General features: G+C 70.6%; 16 protein-coding genes. 5 read left to right on the top strand and 11 right to left on the bottom strand.

Annotated features, from left to right (window positions below):
* Positions 1-6: 6 nt before the first annotated feature.
* Positions 7-366 carry a PilZ domain-containing protein gene (locus GTZ93_RS32615; protein ID WP_120574325.1) on the bottom strand — a complete coding sequence of 120 codons (360 nt, stop codon included), beginning with the start codon at positions 364-366 and terminating at the stop codon, positions 7-9.
* Between the two features lie 207 nt (positions 367-573).
* Here GTZ93_RS32615 and GTZ93_RS32610 point away from each other — a divergent pair, with 207 nt between their 5' ends.
* A complete protein-coding gene (locus GTZ93_RS32610; protein WP_121751921.1) occupies positions 574-1209 on the top strand; it encodes a DUF6066 family protein in 636 nt (211 codons plus the stop codon).
* A gap of 22 nt (positions 1210-1231) precedes the next feature.
* On the opposite strand, the gene GTZ93_RS32605 is transcribed toward GTZ93_RS32610, so the two are convergent.
* From GTZ93_RS32605 to GTZ93_RS32580, 6 genes are all read right to left on the bottom strand, one after another.
* Positions 1232-2767: a trypsin-like peptidase domain-containing protein gene (locus GTZ93_RS32605; protein WP_167548524.1), complete on the bottom strand. Its 1536-nt coding sequence runs from the start codon at positions 2765-2767 to the stop codon at positions 1232-1234.
* 92 nt (positions 2768-2859) lie between these two features.
* On the bottom strand, positions 2860-3450 hold the full coding sequence (locus tag GTZ93_RS32600) for a nucleotide exchange factor GrpE (RefSeq protein WP_139915138.1): 591 nt from the start codon (positions 3448-3450) through the stop codon (positions 2860-2862).
* A gap of 84 nt (positions 3451-3534) precedes the next feature.
* The gene (locus GTZ93_RS32595) at positions 3535-3783 is read right to left on the bottom strand and encodes an RNA polymerase sigma factor region1.1 domain-containing protein (protein WP_121776733.1); all 249 of its coding nucleotides are present in this window, start codon (positions 3781-3783) and stop codon (positions 3535-3537) included.
* Positions 3784-3888: 105 nt separating this feature from the next.
* The gene (gene ftsH, locus GTZ93_RS32590; protein ID WP_390624972.1) at positions 3889-5934 is read right to left on the bottom strand and encodes an ATP-dependent zinc metalloprotease FtsH; all 2046 of its coding nucleotides are present in this window, start codon (positions 5932-5934) and stop codon (positions 3889-3891) included.
* 149 nt (positions 5935-6083) lie between these two features.
* On the bottom strand, positions 6084-6917 hold the full coding sequence (locus tag GTZ93_RS32585; protein ID WP_257978920.1) for a hypothetical protein: 834 nt from the start codon (positions 6915-6917) through the stop codon (positions 6084-6086).
* A 107-nt stretch (positions 6918-7024) separates the two neighbouring features.
* Positions 7025-7432, bottom strand: a complete 408-nt coding sequence (locus GTZ93_RS32580; protein WP_120574332.1) for a (deoxy)nucleoside triphosphate pyrophosphohydrolase — start codon at positions 7430-7432, stop codon at positions 7025-7027.
* Positions 7433-7775: 343 nt separating this feature from the next.
* On the opposite strand from GTZ93_RS32580, the gene GTZ93_RS32575 reads away from it, so the two are divergent.
* Entirely contained in the window at positions 7776-8012 is a 237-nt protein-coding gene (locus GTZ93_RS32575; RefSeq protein WP_043321491.1) for a helix-turn-helix domain-containing protein, read from the top strand.
* Between the two features lie 48 nt (positions 8013-8060).
* Here GTZ93_RS32575 and GTZ93_RS32570 read toward each other — a convergent pair whose 3' ends face one another.
* From GTZ93_RS32570 to GTZ93_RS32555, 4 genes are all read right to left on the bottom strand, one after another.
* The gene (locus GTZ93_RS32570) at positions 8061-8933 is read right to left on the bottom strand and encodes a MaoC family dehydratase (RefSeq protein ID WP_139915140.1); all 873 of its coding nucleotides are present in this window, start codon (positions 8931-8933) and stop codon (positions 8061-8063) included.
* Between the two features lie 59 nt (positions 8934-8992).
* Positions 8993-10249 (bottom strand): sigma-54 interaction domain-containing protein, encoded by a 1257-nt coding sequence (locus tag GTZ93_RS32565; protein WP_139915141.1) that lies wholly within the window; start codon positions 10247-10249, stop codon positions 8993-8995.
* A gap of 215 nt (positions 10250-10464) precedes the next feature.
* A complete protein-coding gene (locus tag GTZ93_RS32560) occupies positions 10465-12690 on the bottom strand; it encodes a hypothetical protein (RefSeq protein WP_139915142.1) in 2226 nt (741 codons plus the stop codon).
* A 5-nt stretch (positions 12691-12695) separates the two neighbouring features.
* On the bottom strand, positions 12696-15056 hold the full coding sequence (locus tag GTZ93_RS32555) for an FdhF/YdeP family oxidoreductase (RefSeq protein WP_139915143.1): 2361 nt from the start codon (positions 15054-15056) through the stop codon (positions 12696-12698).
* A 228-nt stretch (positions 15057-15284) separates the two neighbouring features.
* On the opposite strand from GTZ93_RS32555, the gene GTZ93_RS43045 reads away from it, so the two are divergent.
* The 3 genes from GTZ93_RS43045 to hutU all read left to right on the top strand — a co-directional run bounded on the left by GTZ93_RS43045 (position 15285) and on the right by hutU (position 17480).
* Positions 15285-15443, top strand: a complete 159-nt coding sequence (locus GTZ93_RS43045; protein WP_257978918.1) for a hypothetical protein — start codon at positions 15285-15287, stop codon at positions 15441-15443.
* Between the two features lie 72 nt (positions 15444-15515).
* Positions 15516-15716 carry a hypothetical protein gene (locus GTZ93_RS43040; RefSeq protein ID WP_257978919.1) on the top strand — a complete coding sequence of 67 codons (201 nt, stop codon included), beginning with the start codon at positions 15516-15518 and terminating at the stop codon, positions 15714-15716.
* 108 nt (positions 15717-15824) lie between these two features.
* Positions 15825-17480, top strand: a complete 1656-nt coding sequence (gene hutU, locus GTZ93_RS32545; RefSeq protein ID WP_139915144.1) for a urocanate hydratase — start codon at positions 15825-15827, stop codon at positions 17478-17480.

The raw sequence follows: 17480 nt of genomic DNA, 5'->3' as shown, positions 1-17480 counted from the left end.
GGTGTTTCAGTGCATCACCCGCTCGCGGTCCACCAGGAGCAGCGGCGCGTCGTCCATGGTCTCGTAGGCCACGATGCGCAGCCCCACCCCGCGGCTGTTGCCGGGACGCCCGTCCTTGCGACCAAAGGCCAGCGCCACCTGGTAGCGGACCTCGCACAGGCACGTCATCTCCGTGCCGTCCTCGCCCGCGAACGTCACCTTCAGCTTCTCGCCCAGCCCCAGCGAGTCGCGCACCTCGATGAACATGCCCCGCGCGCTGATGTTGCGGCCGATGCCCCGCATCATCCCGTCCTGGGTGGACAGGTACACAGTAAAAATCTTGTCGAAGCGAAGATTGGAGCGGCGTTCCTGGGGCTGCGTGATCATTCGGGGAGGGCTCCGAAACAGGTGGGGACAGGGGCAAACTACACGGTAGCCAGATGTAGGCAAATAATCACCTACATCCACCCTGGAGCACCCTGACTCACCATGACACACCACGTCCCGTTTCACGGGAAAGCGCTGCCCCCGGCGTGGCGGGAGTGGCACCATCCCCGGGCTGTCCTTCCCCCCCTTTTTCCGGAGTTTCCCGCCGTGAATCGCATCCTGGCCGCCGCCTTCGCCCTCCTTGTGCCCACGCTCGCCCTGGCCGACGTCGACTCGCGCTTCGCGAAGCTGCGTGACGAGTCCGAGCCCCTGGGCGGGCTGGGGGCCTTCCTGGAGAAGTACGTGGGCGAGTGTGACGGGGCGCTCGTGGATCCGCAGTGCAAGCAGCAGGCGGAGGCCTTCCGCAAGAAGTACACGGGCAAGCGCCTGTACATGATCGTCACCGAGGACGACGCGGGCATGCTGTCGCCCGGTGACTTCAACCCCGGCACCAACGAGTTCACCATCAACATCACGCCCTTCTTCTCGGGCGGGAAGTACGGCCTGTGCCACGGCGCCCCGAAGAAGACGGACTCGCAGGGCAACCCGGTGATGAACTACCTCACGGTGAGCGGCACGGCGCCGGACATGTGGAACGGCGGCACCTTCAACCGCATGTTCACGGCGCGGGGCGTGCGCGCGCAGGTCGTCTTCACCCCGCAGTCGGTGTGGACGCTGCCCAAGAAGGGCGGCGGGAAGAACTACGGCGTCAACGCCCGCATCGAGGCCGTCCTCGTCACCGAGGGCCGCACCGGCAACCAGCTGGGGCTGTGGCTCAACGGCAAGGACGCGGGCGGCAAGTAGCGCGGCCGGCGTCGGAGCCTGATCAGCGGGCGATGGCGATGTACTGGAGCGCGTCGCCCCGCTGGACGCGCAGGAGGATGCTGGCCCCGGCGCTGCCCCGCTCCAGGGCGGCCTTCACGCCGGAGGCATCCTTCACGCGGCGGCGGTTCACCTCCATGACGACGTCGCCCGCGCGCAGTCCGGCCTGCTCCGCCGGGCTGCGCGGCACCACGCCGGACACGAGCGCGCCCAGGAAGGCCTCGTAGCCCAGGGGCGCGGCCACCTCCGGCGTCAAATCCCGCAGCACCAGCCCCAGGTCGTTCGCGCTGCTGCCGCCCCGGTTGGAGAGCCCTTCCGTGGCCTCCTGCGCGGGCCGGGCGACGAGCCGCACCGCCACCTCCTGGGTGCCGCCGTCACGCAGCAGCGTCAGCTTCGCCTCCGTGCCCGGCGCAAGCAGCGCCACCTTGCGCAGGAGCTGGAGGTAGCTGCCAATGGGCCGGCCGTTCACCGCCACCAGCCTGTCCCCGGGGCGGATGTGCGCCTGGGCGGCGGGGCTGCCCCGGTAGACGTCCTTCACCACCGGCGCCGTGGCGGTGGGGTCCGCGCCGTCCTCGTTGATGACGACGCCCAGCCAGCCGCGCTCCAGCTTCCCGTTCTCCCGCAGGTTGGGCAGCAGGTCCTTCACCAGGTTGATGGGCACCGCGAAGCCGATGCCCTGCCCTTCGCTGATGATGGCGGTGTTCACGCCAATCACCTCGCCCTTCATGTTGAAGAGCGGGCCGCCGGAGTTGCCGGGATTGATCAGCGCGTCCGTCTGGATGAAGTCGTCGAACTGGCCTACGCCCAGCACGCGCTCCTTCGCCGAAATCATGCCGTGCGCCACCGAGTGGTCCAGGCCGAATGGGTTGCCGATGGCCACCACCCAGTCCCCCACCTCCAGCGCGTCGGAGTCGCCCAGGAACACGGCGGGCAGCGTCCCCAGCCCGGCGCCGTTCAGCCGCAGGAGCGCCACGTCCGTGGACGCGTCCCGGCCCACCACGTCCGCGGGGAACTCGCGGCCGTCCGCCAACCGCACGGACACCTGCTGCACCGGCACCTCGCGAGGGCCGTCCTTGCCCGGCGTGACGCCGGAGCCGGTGGGGTTCACCGCCGGGCCCTGCGCGTTGGCGACCACGTGGTTGTTGGTGACGACGAGCCCGTCGGGCGTCAGCACGAAGCCGGAGCCGGTGGAGCGCTTCACCGCGCCCACCACCGCGCCGGGCCCCACCGTGGTGATGTTCACCACGCCCGCCTCCACCGCGCGGATCAGCGGCGCCAGCGACGTGGGGGGCGTGAAGTGGGGCAGGCCCGCGTAGCCCGCGGGGCGCTCGCGCCACAGCGAGGACACGCCCGCGGTGGCCGGGGCGTCCACGGTCGCGAGCGAAGGGGAAGCGAAGTAGGCCAGATGCTCGCGCACCCGGGCCTGGAGCCAGGGCTTGAGCGGATCCTCGGCGGCGCCAGCCACCGGGGCGAGCGCCACCGCGAAAAGGACGCTGAACAGTCGGACGGACACGGGGTGGCAGCTTACACGGCGGGCCATGGCGTCAGGGCCCAACAGTCCGGTGGCCTCCCCTCTTCCCGGCCCGCGACACCCGTGGGGTCGCGGGCCCTAGGGACTTCAGGCCTGGACTTTCAAGCCTGGGCTGGGGCCACGTACCGGGCCACCTTCACCCGGGCGGGGCGGATGATGCGGTCCTTCAGGCGGTAGCCCGCGCGGAACTCGGCGACCACCTTCTGGTCGTCCGCGGGGATGGGCGTCACTTCCATGTCCGCCGCCTCGGCGACGTTCGGATCATAGGGGCGCCCCACCACCTGGATGCGCTCAATGCCGGTGGCCTGGGCCTTGGACAGCAGGCTGTCGCGGATCATCCGCACGCCCTGCACCACGGGGGACGTGTCCTGCTGGCTGGAGTTGAGCACCAGTTCCAGCTCGTCAATGGCCTCCAGGAGCGTGTGGGCCACGTTGCCGCGCTCCACGTCCAGCATGCGCTCCCGCTCGCGGGTGATGCGCTGCTTGAACTCCTCGCGGTCCTTGGTGAGGTCCTGGAGCCCCCGGGCCAGCTCGTTCACCCGGCGGCGCGAGGCCTCCAGCTCGGCCTGCAGCCGCGCCACCTCGCCGTCCTGGGCGGCCTCGGCCTGCGTGCCGGAGTCAGCGGCCTCCGCCTGGGTGTCGGCGGGGGCCTGGGTCTCCGGGGTCTCGTCGCTGCGGGGATTGCCGTCCATTGTCGAACCTGCGCCAGGGGTTGGAAGAAACGAACCTCGATGAGCGGCGCGAACCTAACCGCGAGGACGGTCCTGTCAACGCGCCTAGTGGTTGGACGGGGCCGCTGGCGGCGCTTCCGCCATGAAGCCGTGATCCACCTGCCCGGTCACCTCGTCGACAATCTCCACCTGCGCGGCGCGAAGGGAGTAGTAGAGGAGCCACCGCTCGGCGGCCGTCAGAGTCCCCGCGGGCAGCGCCTCCTCGATCTCCTGCACCGTGAGCCGGCCGTCCTTCAGGCCCTTGGCGAACAACGCTTTCCGCGCGACGTAGCTCTTTCCAATCCGGTTCTCCACGGCGACGCCTCCTTGTCGTTGGAAAGTAATTTCGCCCACCGGTCACCGCAGGCTGGCGGTGGATCCGGTGGGCGAAGGGCTGCCCGGAGGGCAGGCAGGCTTGCTCTATGAGTTGAGCTTGCCCTCGGCGTGCTGCGTGGGCGGCACCGGCGGCTCGGACTCCGTGCCCCCCACGGGGTGCGCGGAGATGACCGAGCGCGCTTCCGGGTGGAGCAGGCCGCGCTGCGCCTGCACCTTGGGCCCCAGGATGAGGGTCATCGCCTCCTCCTCGATGACCTCCGTCGCCAGGAGCCTCGCCGCCAGCGCCTCCACCTTCTCGCGGTTCGTGTTGAGCACGTCCCGGGCGCGGTCCAACGCCTCGGAGACCATCTTGCGGACCTCCTCGTCGATCATCCGCGCCGTCTGCTCGGAGTAGCTGCGCGACTCCGGCAAACCCGCGGACCGCAGGAAGCCCGGCCCCTGCTCACCGCTCAGCGCCACCGGACCCAGCGTGCTCATGCCGTAGTCGCGGACCATCATCTTGGCGATCTCCGTCGCCTGCTTGATGTCGTTGGACGCGCCGGTGGACACCTCGCCAATGAAGATCTCCTCCGCCGCGCGGCCGCCCATCATGCCCGCCATCTTGTCGCGCAGTTCGTCCAGCGACATGAGGTAGCGGTCCTCCAGCGGCAGCGACATGGTGTAGCCCAGCGCCGCCAGGCCGCGCGGGATGATGGACACCTTCGTCACCCGCTCGGCGTAGGGCAGCATCCAGCCCACCACCGCGTGGCCCGCCTCGTGGTGCGCGACGATCTCCTTCTCGCGCTCGTTCATGCGGCGGTTCTTCTTCTCCAGACCCGCCACCACGCGCTCGATGGCCTCCTCGAAGTCCGCCCGCATCACCGCGTCGCGGTTCTTGCGCGCGGCGAGCAGCGCCGCCTCGTTCACCACGTTGGCCAGGTCCGCGCCGGCGAAGCCCGGCGTGCGCGAGGCAATCACCTTGAGGTCCACGTCCGTGGCCAGCTTCACGCCCTTGGCGTGGATCTCCAGCACCCGCTCACGGCCGCGCTTGTCCGGGCGATCCACCAGCACCTGCCGGTCGAAGCGGCCCGGGCGCATCAGCGCGCTGTCCAGGATCTCCGGACGGTTCGTCGCCGCCAGGATGATGAGGCCCGCGCGGCTGTCGAAGCCGTCCATCTCCGCGAGCAGCTGGTTGAGCGTCTGCTCGCGCTCGTCATGGCCGCCGGCCACGCCCGAGTTGCGGCTCTTGCCGATGGCGTCCAGCTCGTCGATGAAGATGATGCACGGCGCCTTCGCGGTGGCCTGGGCGAAGAGGTCGCGGACGCGGGCCGCGCCCACGCCGACGAACATCTCCACGAACTCCGAACCGGAGAGGTTGAAGAAGGGCACGCCCGCTTCACCGGCCACGGCCCGCGCGAGCAGCGTCTTGCCCGTGCCCGGAGGGCCCACGAGCAGCACGCCCTTGGGGATGCGGCCACCCAGGCGGCGGAACTTCTCCGGCGTCTTGAGGAACTCGACGATTTCGCGGAGCTCCTCCACGGCCTCGTCCACGCCGGCCACGTCCTTGAAGCCCACGCCAGTGTCGGACTCCGCCTGCACCTTCGCGCGCGTCTTGCCAAAGGACATGACGCTCTGCGGGCCCTGGCCCATGCCGCCGGACATCCGGCGCATCATGAAGCTCCAGAAGAGGATGAGCAGGCCCATGGGAATGAGCCAGATCCACAACACCTCGCTGAAGCTGGACTGCGGCACGGCCTCGAACTGGATGCCCTTCTGCTCCAGCAGGGGCACCAGGCCCTCGTCACCTGGGACGCGGTAGGCCATCCACGGCAGGGCGCTGGGCTCGCTGCGCAGCGTGCCGCGCTCGCCCGGAGGAGGCTGGGCGTTGTCCTTGAGGAAGCCCTTCACCCACTCGTTTGAAATCTGCACGCGGCTGAACTGATTGTTCTCCACCGCGTCGCGCAGTTGGCTGTACGACACCCGGCGCACGCCCGCGTCCTGAAACACGTTCCGGAAAAGCAGGAACCCCAGCACGAGCAGGAGGATGTAGCCCAGTGGTGAGCCGAACTTGAACCCACCTTTCGTGGGTGTTGGCTTGTCGCTCTTCTTTCCGCGCGGGCCCATCCCCGGCGGCAGGTCCTGTGGCTTCATCGTCGGCACGCTCGCCCTCCCCCTCCCCCGTACACACAGACACCATGTCGTGTGACGGTTCCCTTAGCCGGTCAAAGATGGTCACCCCCGCCAAGCCGTCAACCGCAGGGCGTGACAGGACGATGACGAAACCGGACGTGACTGTCCGATCAGCGGCAGTCGAAGCGGACCAGGGGCTCGCCCACGAACTCACTGCCCAACAGGTAGCCGCGGCCGTCCTGGAGGAACGTCACCGCCTCTGACTGAGCCTGGCTGGCGCCCGGCACTTCCACCACCTGCGCCTGGACGAAGTCCTCCAGCCGCTTCGCGTCCGGGCGGCGCAGTTCCCACACGCGGGTGTACGTGCGCACCAGCAGGCGCTCGCCGGAGGGGTGCAGGGCGGCGGCGGTGGACAGGCGGTCCACGTCATCTGGAACGCGCAGGGTGCCCAGCTTGCGCGCCTTGCCGGTGGCGCCGGGCTTCAATCCCTCCACCGCGTACAGGTCGCCCAGGGACGCGCGCGTCTTGGTGAGGATCCCCACCTGCCCGGAGCGGCTGTCGACAATCAGGGACTCGGCGTCATGGGCGCCGTCCTCGTAGGTGAAGGGCAGCGCCTCCACCGGGAGCGTGGCGTTGGCGACGGACGTGGGCTCGGGCAACCGGAACAGGCGCACCTCCTTGCGCCGCTCGAAGTTGTCGCCGGTGTCCGCCAGGAAGATGCAGGAGTCCTTGCCGCCGGGCGCGCACGGGCCCACGGCGACGTCCTCGATGTCGCGCGGATCCGCGCCGGTGAGGCGCAGCGTGGCCTTCACCGCGCCCGTCTCGTCCAGGGCGAACAGCTCGAAGGCGTTGTTGGAGTCGTTGTGTCCCCAGAAGATGCCCGGGTGGCGCTGGCTGGCGGCCAGGCCGGACAGCTCCGGGACCTCGCGGGGCACCGCGCCCGTCTGGCGGCCATCCGTGTAGAGCAGACAGCCCTCGAGCCCCGTGGCGGGCACCTGCGGCATGCCGGCGTCCGGCGCGTTGGAGGCCGTGGGCGCGGGACGGGAGCTGGAGCAGGCGGCGGACAGCAGGAGGCCCGCCGCGGCGACAAGACGCGTGGTGGGGCGCACGGTCAGTGGTCCAGGTCCAGCAGCCGGGCCAGGGTCTTCGCGTCCGCGTCGGGGAAGCGGTACTGGCCCATCTCCTCCAGCGCCACCCAGCGGTGGTCATGCACGCGCAGGTGGTGGATCTCCGCGTCCGGGTAGCTCAGGCGGCAGCGGAACACGCGGAAGTCGATGTCGTAGGTCGGGTACTCGTGGCGGGTGTGCATGACCTGCTCGAGCACCTGGATCTGGACCCCCATCTCCTCGAGCAGCTCGCGGGCGAGCGCCACTGTGTCCTGCTCCCCCTCCTCCACCCGGCCGCCCGGGAACTCCCACAGGAGGGGCAGCGACGCGGTGGGAGGACGCTGGGTGATGAGGTAGCGACCCATCTCGTTCTGGAGCATCGCGCCGACGACTCGCACGTGACGACGGGTCATTCACTTCTCCTCGATTGGGGTCCCAAAGATGGAAGACAGGGTGCGGCGGCGTAACACAGCCCCTGTCCGGCGCCAATGCGCAAGGCCCCTCCTGGGCAGCAGCGTGCGCACGGCCGGGACGCGCGGCCACCCCACCCGGCCCCGTCCTCCGGGGCGGGCGAGGGTCGCGGAGACAGCGCTCCGGAAGGCCTGGCGGGGGGCATGGCGCCGCCTGGAGCCTGGGGGAAACGGGCTGTTGGGGACTTCACGTCCCGGGGAGGCGCCCCCCGGCCGGGCCACCGTCCACGAGGGGGGCGTGTGGGATTCAAGTGACGTGCGGGCCAGATGGCGCCATGCTCGGGGGATGACACAGAGTCGGAGAGAGCGGGCCGAAGCGCTTGGCGCCGCGCTGAAGGCAGCGCGGCAGCAGGCGGGGCTCTCCATGGAGGAAGTCGCGGAGCATCTGGAACTGGGCGTGGAAGTCCTGGCCCGCGTCGAGCGAGGGGTGATGGTCCCCACCATCCCCACGCTGAGCCGGCTGTGCGCCCTGATGAAGCTGGACCCGGACAGTCTGCCGGACCTCCCGGAGCTGAGTGATTGACGCGTCTGGCGGGCCCCTCTCCGGCCCGCCGGCGCGTCGCCCGTCTCGTCAGCCCAGCCGCCCCACGAGGTGCGGCTTCCCCTCCTCCGACAGCACCCGGAACGCCACGCCCGCGGACTCGCGAGCCGTCTGGAACGTCACCCGGGACGGAAGGAAGAGGGGCTTCTTGAAGTCGCAATCCAACTGGAGCGAGTCCGCGTGGGCCGCCTCGCCCGACTCCGCCACGCAGCGCGCGAGCGTCCACATGCCGTGCGCGATGGCGCGAGAGAAGCCGAAGGGCTTCGCGGTGACGGCGGTGAGGTGGATGGGATTGAAGTCGCCGGAGGCCCGCGCGTAGCGGCGTCCGGTGTCCGCGGGGATGCTCCAGGACGCGGGGCGGCTGGACGCGAAGCGCGTGTCTTCCGGCGGCGGGGCCTTGCGCGCGCTGTCCTTGTCCTTCCGCTCGGCGTGGCGGCGCAGCATGGTGCTGACGGCCTGCCAGAGCAGCTCGCCGCTCTCCTGGGCTTCGACGCGCGTCTCGATGTCGAACTCCTGGCCCGCGGGCACCTCGCGCTGACCGTCGAAGCGGCAGGCCACGGTGAGCGCGGCGGTGTCCGGCAGGCGGCGGTGCTGCTGGATGCGGTTGCGCACGTGCACGATGCCCATCGCGGAGTACGGGAAGTTGGGCAGGCTCAGCAGTTGGAGGTGCAGCGGCGTGGCCATGACCTGCGGATACGTGAGCGGCAGGAAGCCATCGGCGTCGAAGCCACACGCGGTCCGGTAGCGATCCAGCAGCACGGGCGACGCGCGGCAGCCATGCGCCCGCAGCGTCAGGGCTGGCAGCGTGGTGCTGCCCCGGGACTTCCCGAAGGGATTGGCCGCGCGCAGGAGCGTGGCGGGCATCGCCGGGAGCGAGTGCAGGTCGAGGATGGGAGCGGACATGCGGAGGATTCTCCGACACCCGCCCCCGCCGCGCGCGGGATTTGTGAGCCCGGCTCGCGTCAGCTCTTGAGCCCGTGCCGGCGCAGGAGCCGGTACAGGTAGACGCGGTCCATGTCCGCGGCGGCGGCGGCCTGGGACACCTTGCCTCCGTGCAGCTTGAGGAGCGCTTCGACGTAGTCGTGCTCGAAGGTCTCCAGCGCCCGGCGCCGGGACTCCGCGTACGTCACCGAGGCATCCACCGCGCGAGGCACTGCGGGGGCCATGGGATTCGCGGCATCCGGCGCGGAGGGCGACAGCGCGCTCTGGAAGACGAGGCAGCGCTCCAGGTGGTTGCGCAGCTCGCGCACGTTGCCCGGCCAGGCGGCGCGCTGGAGCCGCGTGAGGAAGTCCGGAGTGGTGAGCTGCGTGAGCTGCTCGGACGTGGCGCCCAGCCCCGCGAGGATGCGCTCGACGATGAGCGGGATGTCCTCCGTGCGCTCGCGCAGCGACGGGAGCGGGATGCCCACCACCGCGAGGCGGAAGAACAGGTCCGCGCGGAAGCGGCCCGCCTGGACCTCCGCGCGCAGGTCGCGGTGCGTGGCCGCGATGACCCGCACGTTGACCGACTGGTACGTGTTGGAGCCCAGGCGGCGGATCTCCCGGTTCTCCAGCACGCGCAGCAGCTTGGGCTGGAGCTCGGCGGGCAGCTCGCCAATCTCGTCCAGGAAGATGGTGCCTCCGTCGGCCTCCTCGAAGGCGCCCACGCGGCGCTGGATGGCGCCGGTGAAGGCCCCCTTCTCGTGGCCGAACAGCTCGCTCTCCAGGAGGTTGGCCGGGAGCGCGCCGCAGTCCACGACGAGGAACGGCGCGTTCGCTCGAGCCCCGGCGCGGTGGATGGCGAGCGCCGCGCGGCTCTTGCCCGTGCCCGTCTCCCCTTCCAGCAGCACCGTGGCGTTGCACGCCGCCGCGCACGCCATGCGCTCGAAGCTGGCCCTCGCCGCGGCGGAGGTGGCGACCAGCTCTCCGAAAGTCGCCTGTTCTGGAGCGGGTGCCTGCGCCGCCACGGGCTCCAGAGCCACCTGCATCCGGAGCGCACGCTGCGCCTCATCTCGGTTCAACGGCTCGGGCGCCACCGTCTCGTCCATCGCTTCGTGTCGCGCGGCCGGATGGCCCCCCGTGGATCCGCTCCGCACCCGGGCTCGCGACTGGCGCCACCGGACCCCGTCAACATAGGTCCCTGGACGTTCATCCTGGGCCCGCGCGCGTGCCCCCTTCAGCTCCGACTTCATCTCGCAGTGGAAACGCGGCACGGCGGACTCCTCGCTCGACAGGTGCATGGAGGAAACGGTTCCCCCTCGGGACCGGCGACGGACGGTGAACGGCGCTCAAGGACACGGCGACGACGCGCGCGTGGAGGCATGCCTTCCCGTCGGCCGACGGATGGACCTGTTGGCCCGGGACCCCTCCCAGGCACGTTCCAACACCCCTCAGTGGCCTTTACGCCGGGGGCTCTGGATATTCCCGGACAATTCCCGGGGGCTTTTCCGTGGATTCAGCGGACCGTGACGTCCACCACGAAGCCAGCGGCGGCATCTCCCTCGCGGGAGGCGTCGATGACGTCGGGGCGCTCGTCGCCCACCCACAGGCCCAGCACGTCGTACACCAGCCACTGCGCCAGGGACCGCGAGGCCCCCTGCGCGGCCTCGCGCGGCACGCCGGACAAGGCGCCCTGCGCCTCCATCGAGGCCCGGGCCAGCCGGGCCGGCATCACCCACAGCTCCGGGCGCACGAAGGCGGGCACCAGGAAGAGGCAGAACGCGGCCTCCGTGCGCGCGAGCAGCGCATCCAGACGCTCACGGCCCAGGCGGAACGTGGGCAGCCACTGCCCCTCTCCACGCTGCTCCAGCTTCGCCACCGGCACGCGGACGACCCGGCGCGTGCGCACGAAGCCCTCGCGCTCCACGGACACGATGAAGGCGATCTCGGACGCGGCCTCCGGTGGAGGCTCCGGGTGGCGGTGCACCGTCATGGACAGCGACAGCGGCGACGCCACCAGCGAACCCAGCGCGGCTTGCACATGCGCCAGCTCCGAGCGCAGCCCTTCGAGCAGGCCCGCGATCAACTCCGGCGTCTCCTCACGGAAGCGCTGGAGATGGCGCTGGGCGGCTTCGGCCTCCACGCGTCCCACCGCGCCCACGAGCAGGTCCTCCAGGTCGCGGTCGCGCAACCACGTGCGTCCGCCCACGGGCACCGCGCGCGTCACGTGCAGGTGGCGCAGGGAGGCCGTCAGCGTCGAGGGCTCGGAGGGCTCGGAGGGAGGTGCGTGCTTGTCCTGCCCTGCTCCGGCCTGGAGGTAGGACTGGAGCGAGCGGGCGCGGAAGCGGGCCCGGGGAGACGGATGCTCCAACATCTTGCGCACCAGCCGCCGATCCGTGGCGTTGCGGACGAGCGACAGCGTGGCCAGCTCCGCCTCCGACGAGGCCTCATCGGGTGCGCACCACAGGAGGAACTCAATGGCCGCCTTGCGCAGCACGGGCTTCCTGCCCATGCGCCAGGTCACCTCCTTGCGCCAGGCGACCAACCCATCCAGACCGGGCCGCGCGGGCGTGCGGAAGCGCGGCCACATCTCCGCGCACTCCTCCGCCAACCACACCAGGTGCGTGAAGCCAGGCAGCGACTCCAGCTTGGCGCGAGCGCGGGTGCGCCGCTCGAACGCCTCCGGCACGCCGCGCCGCACGGAGGCGCGGAACAGGCGCTCCTCCAGCCACAGGAGCGTGAGCGCCAGCGCGGACTCGGCCTTGCGCATCGTGCCCTGACAGTGGTCGAGCACGAAGCGCGCGTGGCCCAGGTCCGCGGCGGTCTCGAAGTCGCTCTGCACGAGCGCGCCCAATGCGCCGCGCAGCCCGTCCACCGGAGGCGCGTCGAAGAGGGTGAGCAGGTCGCAGAGGTTCTCCACCACCGCGGGTGGTCCGCCCACCTCCACGGTGCGCGCCAGCAGAAGCCCCGCGCGCGAACACCAGTCCGGCTCCTTGCGCCCGTTGGGGTAGCACGCGAGGAAGCCGCGCATGCCGCTGCGGCCGTCCGGGGACGTGGCCAGCGCGAAGAGGCGCTCGCCCAGCACCTCACTCGCTTCGCGCCACGGAATGCGCGCGGCGCGCGTGCGGATGAAGTCGGTGAGCTTGTCGCGGCCACCGTCGCGGGTGTCGGGGAGAAGCGAACGCAGCTGCTCCAGCAGGTCCACGGACTTCGCGCCCGTGCCCATGACGTACTTGAGGTCCACCTCCACCGCGTCCTGGAAGCGCAGCGCGCGGCCGTCGTAGGTGCAGGGCACGTCGCGCACCAGCTTCGACAGCGCTTCCGGGTGGCGCTTGAGGTAGCGCGTGAGCACCGTGGAGACCGTGACGGCGCTCTCCTTCTGGACGCGCTCGGCGCTCTCCGTGTCGCCCGCCTCGCGAAGCGCCGTCACCGCGGCGTCCCGCCTCGCGAGCAGCTGCTTCAACAGTCCCAGGCGCGGCTCTTCGTAGGGCCAGAGCAGCTCACTGAGGGTGGACAGGAGGAAGAGGAGCTCGGCCGGGGTGCGCTCGCCCGGGGACAGCCGCTCCCAAGCGGCGGCCTGGGCGCGCGTGCGCTCCTCCAGCGAAGCACCACGCACCCAGCGGGCGAAGTCCTCGCGCCACTCCGCGCTCGACGCCACGGCCTCTTGCGGCGCCGTCGCGGCGACTCGCGCATGGAGGGCCTGGAGCGGCTCCGGCCAGAGGGAGGCTTCCACCAACGGCATGAGGCTCACCCGGACCTCTGGGTGCTGGCGGGGACCAGGGCCGAGGGCTCAAGACTGGGGGCCACGGTGATGATCACGGACTTCGACGTGGGCGTGCGGCTCTTGTCCGCGAAGCTGGCCACCGGCACCAGCACGTTCGCTTCCGGGAAGTAGGTGGCCGCGCACTGGCGCGGGATGTTGTACGGCACCACCAGGAACTCGCGCGCCACCCGCGTCTCTCCCTGGAAGTGGCTGGTGAGGTCCACCTTCTGCCCCGCCGTCAGCCCGCGCGCCTTCACGTCCTCCGGGTGCAGGAACACCACGCGCCGCCCCTGGTGGATGCCCCGGTAGCGGTCATCCAATCCGTACACGGTGGTGTTGTACTGATCATGCGAGCGCAGCGTCATCATCATGAGCTGCCCGGGCTCCAGCCGGTGACGCGGCATCGGGTGCACCGTGAAGTGCGCCTTGCCGTCCTTCGTCGTGAAGCGTCCCTCGCGAGGCCCGTTGGGCAGCGCGAACCCACCGGGCTGGTGCACGCGGCGGTTGAAGTCGTCGAACCCCGGGATGCACCGTTGGATCAGCTCGCGCACCCGGTCGTAGTCCTCCACCAGGGACGTCCACGACACCTTCGAGCGCGTCCCCAGCACCGCTTGAGCCAGCCGGGCCACGATGACGGGCTCGCTGAGCAGGTGCTCGGACGCGGGGGCCACGGCGCCGCGCGACGCGTGCACCATCCCCATCGAGTCCTCCACCGTCACGAACTGCCGCCCCGAGGCCTGCACGTCGTGCTCGGTCCGCCCCAGGCACGGGAGGATGAGCGCACGCTGCCCATGCACCAGGTGCGCGCGGTTGAGCTTCGTGGACACGTGCACCGTGAGCCGCGCACGACGGAGCGCCCGCGCGGTGAACTCCGTGTCCGGAGTCGCGGACAGGAAGTTGCCGCCCATGGCGAAGAACACCTTCACGCGCCCGTCGTGCAGCGCCTGGATCGTCCCCACCGTGTCCAGGCCGGTGTGGCGCGGCGGCGCGAAGCCGAACTCCTTCGACAGCGCGTCCATGAACTCCGGCTTCGCGTGCTCCCAGATGCCCATGGTGCGGTCGCCCTGCACGTTGCTGTGACCGCGCACCGGGCACACGCCCGCGCCCTGCTTGCCGATGCTGCCGCGCAGGAGCGTGAGGTTCACGATCTCCTGCACGTTGCCCACCGCGTTCTTGTGCTGAGTGAGCCCCATGGCCCAGCAGAAGATGGTGCGCTCCGAGCGCGCCAGGATGTCCGCCGCCTCTTCAATCTGCTCGCGCGGCACCCCGCTCTGCTCCACCACGTCGTCCCAGGACACCGTGGCCAGGTGGGCCACGTACGCGTCGAAGCCCGTCGTCTTGCCCTCGACGAAGGCCCGGTCCACCACCGTGCCCGGCGCCTTCGCCTCCCGGTCCAGCAGCGCCTTGCCCAGCCCCTGCAAGAGCGCCACGTCGCCGTTGATGCGCACCTGGAGGAACAGCTTGTTCAGCGCCGTGCCCGGGCCGAACAGGTGCAGCACCTCCTGCGGGTGCTTGAAGCGGTTGAGCCCCGTCTCCGGCAGCGGGTTGACGCTGACGATTTCACAGCCCCGGCGCGCGGCGGCCTGCAGCGCCGTCAGCATGCGTGGGTGGTTGGTGCCCGGGTTCTGCCCGATGACGAAGATGGCCTGCGCGTGGTCGAAGTCCTCCAGCGTCACCGACCCCTTGCCAATGCCAATCGTCTCCGACAGCCCCGTGCCACTGGACTCGTGGCACATGTTCGAGCAGTCCGGCAGGTTGTTGGTGCCGAACTGCCGCACGAACAGTTGGTAGAGGAACGCGGCCTCGTTGCTCGTGCGACCGGACGTGTAGAAGGCCGCCTCGTCCGGCGAGCCCAGCGCGTTCAGCTCCTCCGCCACCAGCGCGAAGGCCTCATTCCAGGAGAGGGGCTCGTAGTGCGCCGCGCCCTCGCGCAACACCATGGGGTGCGTGAGCCGGCCCGCCTTGCCCAGCCACAGGTCGGACTGCTCCGCGAGCCGCGCCACGCTCCACTCGCGGAAGAACTCCGGCGTCACGCGCTCCTGCGTGCCCTCCTCCGCCAGCGCCTTCGCGCCGTTCTCGCAGTACTCCTGCACGGATCGATGGGAGGGATCCGGCCACGCGCACCCGGGACAGTCGAAGCCGTCCTTCTGGTTCACCTTCCAGATGAGCTTGCCGCCGCGCCACGGGCCCGCCTCGCCCAGCACGTGCTTCAACGCGCTCAGCACCGCCGGCACGCCGCCCGCCACCGTCTTCACCGGCCCCACGTCCGGAGCCCGGTTCTCCAATGGAGGCTGGGCCGCCGGCACCGCCAACGCGTTCCCCTTCCCGTCCTGTCCCTGATCCATGTCCCACCTCTGCGCGGCGCGACTCTACCGCGCCCGCGTCCTCCCGGCAGGCGGGGGTTCTGGGCCGGCCGGCCCGGCATCTCTGAAGCGGACGCGTCAGGACTCCTGAGTCCCCGCGATTACACGGAAAAACACGATTTCAAGCCTGACAGGGCTCTTGCAGACTGGGTTTCACGCGGAGTGCTCCCCGGCGCTCCGCGTCAACCCCCGCTGCAGGAGGCATCCCCCATGAAGGCCTTCCGTTCCGCCGTCGTCGCCGCGCTGTTCCTGTCCCTCCCCGCCCTGGCCGCGCCGACAGTCCACAGCATCTGGTCCAACCGCGGCTTCTACGTCGTCGACAACACTGGCAACTACCCGGTGACGAGCGGCAACGCCGTCGTCGCGTGAGACCAGTCCACCAACACCGCGTTCGTCAACTTCCACGGCATCGCGGGCGGCTTCACGTACGACTTCGAGCTGGTGGGCTCGCCGGCCATCTCCACCAGCGCGGACGACATCAGCGGCCTCTGGAACATCCGCCGCAACGGCTCGTTCATCTGCACCGGCTGCTCGGGCACCGCGTACAGCCTGAGCCTGCCCCTCGGCGCCTACTTCAAGTTCTGGGACTCCACCAACGTGTTCCACTTCAGCGCCTACATCGACGCGCGCAAGGACTACTGACGCACGGCGTCCAGCGTGTCCTGGAGCAACGCTGGCCCTGCACGCAAGCCCCCCGCGGCCCCGGGGGTTCGGTTAGGGTGCGGCGCCCCCTTTCCAGGAGTCTTCCGCATGTCCCGCATCATCCGCGCCTCTCGCGGCACCACCCTCTCCTGCAAGGGCTGGGTGCAGGAGGCCGCGCTCCGGATGCTGATGAACAACCTCGACCCGGACGTGGCCGAGCAGCCCGGAGACCTGGTCGTCTACGGCGGCACCGGCAAGGCCGCGCGGGACTGGCCCTCCTTCGACCGCATCGTCGCGAGCCTCCAGAGCCTCACCGACGACGAGACGCTGCTCGTGCAGTCCGGCAAGCCCGTGGGCATCCTGCGCACGCACCCGGACGCGCCGCGCGTGCTCATCGCCAACTCCAACCTCGTGGGCCACTGGGCCAACTGGGAGCACTTCCACGAGCTGGAGAAGAAGGGCCTGATGATGTACGGCCAGATGACGGCCGGCTCGTGGATCTACATCGGCACGCAGGGCATCCTGCAGGGCACCTACGAGACCTTCGCCGCCGCGGGCCGCTTCCACTTCGGCAGCGAGGACCTGGCCGGCCGCCTCATCCTCTCCGGTGGCCTGGGCGGCATGGGCGGCGCGCAGCCCCTGGCCGCGACCATGAACAACGCCGTGTTCCTGGGCGTGGAAATCGATCCGCACCGCGCCCAGCGCCGCGTGGAGACGCGCTACCTGGACGTCGTGGCCAAGGACCTGGATGAGGCGCTGGCCCTGGCGAAGGACGCGCAAGCGAAGCGCGTGGGCCGCTCCATCGGCATCATCGGCAACGCGGCGTCGGTGTTCCGGGAGCTGTACAAGCGCGGCATCAAGCCGGACCTCGTCACGGATCAGACGAGCGCGCATGATCCGCTCAACGGCTACATCCCCACGGACCTGTCGCTGGAGGCCGCCGCGGAGCTGCGCAAGCGCGACCCGGAGGGCTACGTGAAGCGCGCCCGCGAGTCGATGATCATGCACGTGCAGGCCATGAACGACTTCCAGGCCGCCGGCAGCCACGTCTTCGACTACGGCAACAACCTGCGAGGCCAGGCGAAGGTGGGCGGCATGCAGAACGCCTTCGAGTTCCCCGGCTTCGTCCCCGCGTACATCCGCCCGCTGTTCTGCGAGGGCCTGGGGCCCTTCCGCTGGGTGGCGCTGTCCGGAGACCCGGAGGACATCCGCCGCACGGACCGCGCGGTGCGCGAGCTGTTCCCCCAGAAGGCGTCGCTCAACCGCTGGCTGGACATGGCCCAGGAGCGCGTGGCGTTCCAGGGCCTGCCCGCGCGCATCTGCTGGCTGGGCTACGGCGAGCGCGCCAAGGCGGGCCTCGCGTTCAACGAACTGGTCCGCAAGGGCGAGGTGAAGGCCCCCATCGTGATTGGGCGTGATCACCTGGACTGCGGCAGCGTGGCGTCCCCCAACCGCGAGACGGAGGCCATGAAGGACGGCTCGGACGCGGTGGCGGACTGGCCCATCCTCAACGCGCTGGTGAACGCGGTGAACGGCGCCTCGTGGGTGTCGTTCCACCACGGCGGCGGCGTGGGCATGGGCTACTCGCTGCACGCGGGCCAGGTCATCGTCGCGGACGGCACGCCGGAGGCCGCGCGCCGCATCGAGCGCGTCCTCACGTCCGACCCCGGCATGGGCGTGCTGCGCCACGCGGACGCGGGCTACACGGAGGCCATCGACGTGGCGAAGGAGCGGGGCGTGCGCATCCCCGGCCTCACCGCCTAG

It is taken from the genome of Corallococcus exiguus, from assembly GCF_009909105.1.
GTDB lineage: Bacteria > Myxococcota > Myxococcia > Myxococcales > Myxococcaceae > Corallococcus > Corallococcus exiguus.
Note: the sequence above shows the minus strand (reverse complement) of the source record. Positions and strands in the feature narration are given on the sequence as shown.